We start from the raw sequence: 6,745 nt of genomic DNA on the forward strand, positions 1-6,745 counted from the left end.
CCGACGCCCGGCCCGCTACGAGACTCCTAGATCGAGACGTTCGCCGCGCGTCGGGGAACACCGCGAAACAATCATGAAGGCGTCACGGGGGACGTGACATTGCCGACTTCCGGCACCGGATCAAGGCTTCGAGCGTGCGTCGGCCCGTCCTGGCTGCTAACCCTTGGAAGAGTGACCAGTGTTCTTCTGTGGCCAGGGACCGTCGGACCAGCCGCGGGCACGCCGCCGCGCATCCCGGGTTCGGTACGTCGAACCAGCTCGGTGGATGCTTTGCGTCCGGACGGACTCGAAGGTCCGCTCGTCCTCGTCGGCAGGGCCCGCGACATACGCACGACGAAAAGCCTGCCAACCGCAAACCCGCCAACCAGATACCAGGCAGGCACAGCCAGTGATACCGGCTGGGATGCAGAGCTCGTAGCCGAGGCGAGTACCCGCGTCACCATCGACTACTTCGGTGGGCGTCTGGTGACCGAGGTCCACTGCGAACCGGCGATGCCAGGCAGTGACACACTGGTCGGCGTTCGTGCCGGTTCGGGCTTCCGCACAGCGCTGGACCAGGCCGCGCCCCACCTCACCGCCGACGGCACCCTGCTCGGACTCCTCCTCGACGAAGTACCGGTGGTCACGTTGATCTCTGGATCAGCCATCGCACGCGTCTCCGGGGAACGGCCGCGGAACACGGTCATGCCACCCACGGACGTCTGCGCGGGCTGGAAGGCCGGCGGCGAGATGGATATGAGCCACCGCGAAGGCCGCTTCTCCCTCCTCGGCGTGGGACCATCCGCCCCGGAGCTGGCGGACGCGACCGATCCGCTGGGCTGGCACACGATGCCTGACCTGCCGCCGGGGAGCATCCGACGTCGGCGCAGGCTCGACGTGGTGCCTGGCCCACACCTCGGCATTGTGACCGTCGAGGGACTTTTTCGCGACACGTTCTGCGAACCGGACGGCACTCAGAAAGTGATCCACGAATACGCCGTCCACACGACGGTCGACCGTGCCACCGGGACGATCAGTTCGGCCGGCGCGACACCCCATGTCCTGCCAGGCCCCGACTGCCCGGCCGCCGCGGCAAGTGCCACCCGTCTGGTCGGTGAGCGCCTGACGGGGCTCCGCGAGATGCTGCGCGCCGACATGATCGGACCGACGACCTGCACCCATCTCACCGACCAGCTCCGAGCGCTCGCCGACATCCACGCGCTGATCCCGCTGCTGTCTCAGTAACACCGGTATCGCAGTAACACCGGTGTCGCAGTAACACCGGCATCCCACCAGCGCCCCGGCCATGAACTCACGCGACATGTTTACCATTTCAGCCGCAAACCGTAGGAATTCATTCACCTGGGGTATCACGTCGCGTGAGTTGATCAGTCAAGTGTCACATGTCGTGAAGACACCACGTATGGGGATTCCCGACCGCCTCGCCGAGCGCATGAGCATGGCCGAGCAGCACGAATGGCTGATGTCTCAGCGCCCGTCCCGCCGTAGCGTGTTCCGCGCCGGTGCCCTCGGTGCAGGAGCCCTCCTCGCCGGTCCCAGCCTGCTCGGCTCGGCCGCGTCCGCCGGCACCGGCCCGACGCTGGCCACCACCAACTCCACCGCGGACGGAGCGTCGGTCGCACCCTTCGCCCGTCACCTGGCCTTCGGTGCCGACCCCCGCCGTCAGATCCGCATCGGCTGGCAGGTACCGACGCCCGTCAGAAGGCCGTTCATCCGGATCGGCACCGACCCGTCCGATCTGTCCGGCCGCATCCCGGCCGAGGTCCGTCCGCTGCATTCGGAAGTGCCGGGAGCGGCCGGACCCGTCGATCAGTACTACCTGCACGTCGAGCTCGACGGGCTTCGCCCGGACACCACCTACTACTACGGCGTGGGTCACAAGGGCTATGAGCCCGCCTCCGCCGCGGGCGCCATTTCGACGGTGCACACCGCACCCCAGCGGGGACGCTGGGACGTGGAGCCGTTCACGTTCACAGCCTTCGGCGACCAGGGCGTCAGCCCGCATGCGCTGGCCAACGACGGCGTCGTGGCCCAGCAGAACCCCGCCTTCCACCTGCTGCTCGGCGACATCGCATACGCCGACCCCAGCGGCCAGGGCAGGCCGGTCAGCGCCACCGGTGCCAACGGCACCGACATCTTCAACCCGACCATCTGGGACTCCTACCTCGGGCAGATCGAAGCGGTCGCCTCGCGGGTGCCGTGGATGGTCGCCACCGGCAACCACGACATGGAGGCGCTGTACTCCCCGGAGGGCTACGGTGGCCAGATCGCCCGGTGGGACTTCCCCGGTAACGGACCGAAGGCCTGCCCGTCGGTCTACTCGTTCATCTACGGGAACGTCGGTGTGATCAGCCTCGACGCCAACGACGTCTCGAACGAGATCCCCGCGAACCTCGGCTACAGCAAGGGCTCCCAGACGTCCTGGCTGAAGTCCCGGCTGAAGTTCCTGCGTCGCCAGCCCGACGTCGACTTCATCGTCGTCTTCTTCCACCACTGCACCTACTCGACGACGAACGCACACGCGTCCGAGGGTGGCGTGCGGGCCGAGTGGGTGCCGCTGTTCGACGCCTACCGCGTCGACCTCGTCCTGAACGGCCACAACCACATCTACGAGCGCAGCGACCCGCTGCGTGGCGGCAGCCCGAGCAAGGCGGTACCGATCGGCGGGACCGTCCACCCGGACACCGACGGGACGACCTATCTGTCGGTCGGCGCCGGCGGGCGCAGCCTGTACAGCTTCCCGGCCCCGGACAGCTACGCCGGGCACGTGAACGATGCAGCCTCGGTCAACACCTACTCGTGGACGGGCGTCGGGGTGAAGACCCCCGAGGTGGTGACCTGGTCCCGGGTCCGCTACACCGGGTACTCGTTCGTCGCGGTGGACGTCACGCCGGCACGCGTGGGCCAGCCGGCGACGCTGACCGTTCGCGCGGTTGCCGAGAGCGGAGCCGAGCTCGACCGCGTCACGCTGGTGCGCACCGCCGGGCTGTGCACGGTCGGGTCCCGGGGTGTGTCCGACGCGAAGGCCGACTTCGACGCCGCCTGATCCCCACCTGAATCCCCACCTGAATCCCCACTCGGTACGTTGATCGTGTTGTCGGATCCCGCCACTGCGATCCGACAACACGATCAACCACAGTAGAAGTGGATCAGCGTGGCGTCGATCGTGCGGTGACAGAAGTTCATTCGAGCGTCCACGGATCGTCGCCGTTACCCAATAGAAATCAACACCGTCGACTCGATAGAGATAACGGGCTCATTTCGTTGTCCACGCATTGTTGGTCAGGAGCCCGTTCATGGCACTTCCTCGCCCTTCGCCACGTGGCCACTCTCCGCTGCGGCGCCTGCTACCGCCTCTACTCGCCGCGACCCTCGTCGGTGGCTACACCGCAACGGTCGTGGTGCCGGCGCTCGCCACGTCGCCCGACGTGGTGATCAGCGAAGTTTACGGGGGCGGTGGCAACAGCGGCGCCCCCTATCTCAACGACTTCGTCGAGCTCTACAACCGAAGCAGCGCCGCGGTCAGCCTCTCCGGTTGGTCGACCCAGTACGCCGCCTCGTCCGGGACCAACTACCTGGTCACCGCGCTGTCCGGCACGATCCAGCCCGGCTCGAAGTACCTGGTCAAGCTCGGGTCCGCGGGCAGCCAGGGCGTCGCGCTGCCCACCCCGGACGCGACCGGCACGACCAACATGTCCGCCACCGCCGGCAAGGTCGCGCTCGTCACCACCACCACCGCGTTGACCTGCGGGAGCAACTGCCACGCCGCGTCCGGCGTGAAGGACTTCATCGGCTACGGCGCCGCCAACGACTACGAGACGTCACCGGCCACAACCCTGTCGAACACCACGTCGGCGACCAGGTCCAACCCGGCGACTGACACCGACAACAACGCGAACGACTTCGCCAAGGTCAGCCCGACCCCGCAGAACTCCCAGAGCGGCGGCGGTGGCGGCTCCTGCACCGGCTACACCACCCGCATCCGCGACATCCAGGGCAGCGCCCACATCTCACCGCTGAACGGCCAGGCGGTCTCGAACGTCCGCGGCGTCGTCACCGCGGTGAAGAGCACCGGCTTCTGGTTCCAGGACCCGTGCCCGGACACGAGCGACGCCACCTCCGAGGGTGTGTTCGTGTACACCTCCAGCACGCCGACGGTCAGCGTCGGCCAGGAGATCGCGGTCGGCGGCACCGTGTCGGAGTACCGGCCGAGCGGGGCCACCACGGCGAACCTGACCACCACTGAGATCACCTCCCCGTCGGTCTCCGTGCTGGGCACCAGAACGGTCCCGGCAGCCACGGTGATCGGCACCGGCGGCCGGGTACCGCCCACGACCGTGATCGACGACGACGCCACGGGCAGTGTCGAGACCTCGGGCACCTTCGACGTGGCCACCGACGGCATCGACTTCTACGAATCCCTGGAGGGCATGCGCGTCCAGGTGAACAACCCGGTCGCGGTCGGCCCCGGCAACAGCTACAACGAGATCCCGGTGCTCGGTGACGACGGCGCGAACGCGTCGGTGCGCACCAACCGCGGCGGCATCGTGCTGCGCCAGACCGACGGCAACCCGGAGCGGTTGGTGATCGACGACGCCATCCTCGCCGGCTCGGTTCCCACCGGGGTGAACGTGGGCGACCACTTCTCCGGCCCCGCGGCCGGTGTGCTCGACTACTCGTTCGCCAACTTCCACCTGCTGCTGACCAGCCCGATCACCAGGGTGGACAGCGGGCTGACCCCGCAGAGCACCACGGGGCCGGGCACGGGCCAGATCTCGGTTGCCACGTTCAACGTCGAGAACCTGGACCCGACCGACCCGCAGAGCAAGTTCGACGGCCTGGCCGGCCAGATCGTGACCAACCTGGCCGCGCCGGGGATCATCAGCGTCGAGGAGATCCAGGACAACGACGGGGCCACCAACAGTTCGGTGGTCGCCGCCGACCAGACCTGGACCAAGCTGATCAACGCGATCAGCGCCGCGGGCGGGCCTACCTACACCTACCAGCAGATCAACCCGGTGGACGATTCCGATGGTGGTGAGCCCGGCGGCAACATCCGGGTGGGTCTGCTCTACCGCACCGACATCGGGCTGACCTTCGCCGCCGGCACTCCCGGCGACTCCACGACGGCGGAAAGCGTCTCAGACAGCGGCAACTCCGCCGACCGGGTCAACCTCGGCTACAACCCCGGGCGGATCGACCCGACCAACACCGCCTTCAGTACCAGCCGCAAGCCGCTGGTCGGCAAGTTCTACTTCAACTCCAAACCGCTGTTCGTGATCGCCAACCACTGGAACTCCAAGGGCGGCGACAACCCGCTGTTCGGCCGCTACCAGCCGCCGGTGCTGTCCAGTGAGACGCAGCGCAGCCAGCAGGCCGCTGTGGTGAAGAGCTTCGTCCAGTCGATCCTCGCGATCGACAGCCAGGCTCGGATCGTGGTGGCCGGCGACCTGAACGACTTCACCTACTCCGCGCCCGTGCAGACCCTGGACACCGCCGGTCTGACGGACCTGCCGGCGACATTGTCCGACGCCGAGCGCTACACCTACGTGTACGAGGGCAACTCGCAGGTCCTCGACCACATCCTGCTGTCGTCGTCGCTGACCGGCGCCTCGCACAGCTACAACGTGGTGCATGTGAACTCCGAGTTCGCGACCCAGCAGAGTGATCATGACCCACAGGTCGTCCGCCTCACCCTGCCCTGATCACCTCTTCTTGATCACCAACATCTGATCATCAGGGCCTGACCCGTGCCTGCCCGGTGCCGCGTCACGACCGCCAGTCGCTGCGCGGCACCGAGGTCAGCTGCTCTCGACGAGGCCCATGAACTCCACCGTGAGCGCGGCCAGCGCGTCATACTGGCCCTTGTAGCCGTAACGCTGCCGCAGGGTTCCCCAGTCGTTGAACTCGGCTGCGGCGGCTATGTCACCCGACTCGGGGATCCTGGACCCGAACACGTGCAGCCCGTCGTCCTGCCCGGTCCGTTGGAGGTAGTCCGCCATCTGCTGGTGCAGGGTCACCTCGGAGCGGTACTTGCTGATGACCAGCCCGATCGCGGGGATGTCAACGCCCACGTCGGTGGCGAATTTCGCGATTCTGGACCGGACCTGCGTGATTCCGTAGGTCGACATGAAGTCGGGGACAGTCGGGATGATGTAGCCGTGCGAGATCCTCAGCCCGTTCAGGGTGAGCATGCTCAGATTCGGCGGGCAGTCCACCAGGACGTAGTCGTAGTTGCCGGATATCTTCTCGATCTGCCGCGCCAGCAGCTCGACCCGATCATGGAGGAACTCCCCGGACGGAGCGAGCAGCCGGTCCTGGATGTCGATGAGATCAAGCGAGGATGCCAGCAGGTCGACCTGCGTGACTGTTCGCACCGGGGACACATCCCGTTGCAGTGCCGCGTCGATGTCGAACAGGCCGCCGGCCGAGCGCGGCTCCACCGCGTCGCGAAAGAGGGTGGCCAACGTCCGGTCCGAGTCGTTCAGGTCCTTCCAGTGCGCCTCGCCGATCATGTAGACGGTCAGGTTCGTCTGCGGGTCGAGATCGACGAGCAGCACACGCTTCCCGTGCTCCGCCGCCATGATCTCCGCGAGCGCAGCAGTGATCGTCGTCTTGCCGACGCCACCCTTAAGGTTGATCGTCGAGACGATGTGCGCCACGTCCATGCCCCCGTTTACGCTGACCGGTCATGCCTGTCACGGCGAGCTCCTCATCCGGATGATCCAGGACACCATAGCGTAAG

At 67.0% G+C, this 6,745-nt stretch carries 4 protein-coding genes; 3 read left to right on the plus strand and 1 reads right to left on the minus strand.

Annotation, left to right across the window (positions count from 1 at the left end):
- Positions 1 to 261: 261 nt before the first annotated feature.
- The 3 genes from U9980_RS07200 to U9980_RS07210 all read left to right on the plus strand — a co-directional run bounded on the left by U9980_RS07200 (position 262) and on the right by U9980_RS07210 (position 5,705).
- Entirely contained in the window at positions 262 to 1,224 is a 963-nt protein-coding gene (locus U9980_RS07200) for a DUF2889 domain-containing protein (RefSeq protein ID WP_322767217.1), read from the plus strand.
- A 163-nt stretch (positions 1,225 to 1,387) separates the two neighbouring features.
- Positions 1,388 to 3,046, plus strand: a complete 1,659-nt coding sequence (locus U9980_RS07205) for a metallophosphoesterase family protein (protein WP_322767218.1) — start codon at positions 1,388 to 1,390, stop codon at positions 3,044 to 3,046.
- A gap of 250 nt (positions 3,047 to 3,296) precedes the next feature.
- The gene (locus tag U9980_RS07210; RefSeq protein WP_322767219.1) at positions 3,297 to 5,705 is read left to right on the plus strand and encodes a lamin tail domain-containing protein; all 2,409 of its coding nucleotides are present in this window, start codon (positions 3,297 to 3,299) and stop codon (positions 5,703 to 5,705) included.
- 96 nt (positions 5,706 to 5,801) lie between these two features.
- On the opposite strand, the gene U9980_RS07215 is transcribed toward U9980_RS07210, so the two are convergent.
- A complete protein-coding gene (locus tag U9980_RS07215; protein WP_322778051.1) occupies positions 5,802 to 6,662 on the minus strand; it encodes a ParA family protein in 861 nt (286 codons plus the stop codon).
- Between the last annotated feature and the right edge of the window lie 83 nt (positions 6,663 to 6,745).

Origin of the sequence: Protofrankia sp. Cr1 (genome assembly GCF_963555865.1) — a bacterium.
Taxonomy (GTDB): domain Bacteria; phylum Actinomycetota; class Actinomycetes; order Frankiales; family Frankiaceae; genus Protofrankia.

Excerpts from the sequence above, each read along its gene's own strand:
- U9980_RS07210 (WP_322767219.1), top strand. The coding sequence starts at position 3,297 with ATGGCACTTCCTCGCCCTTCGCCACGTGGCCACTCTCCGCTGCGGCGC.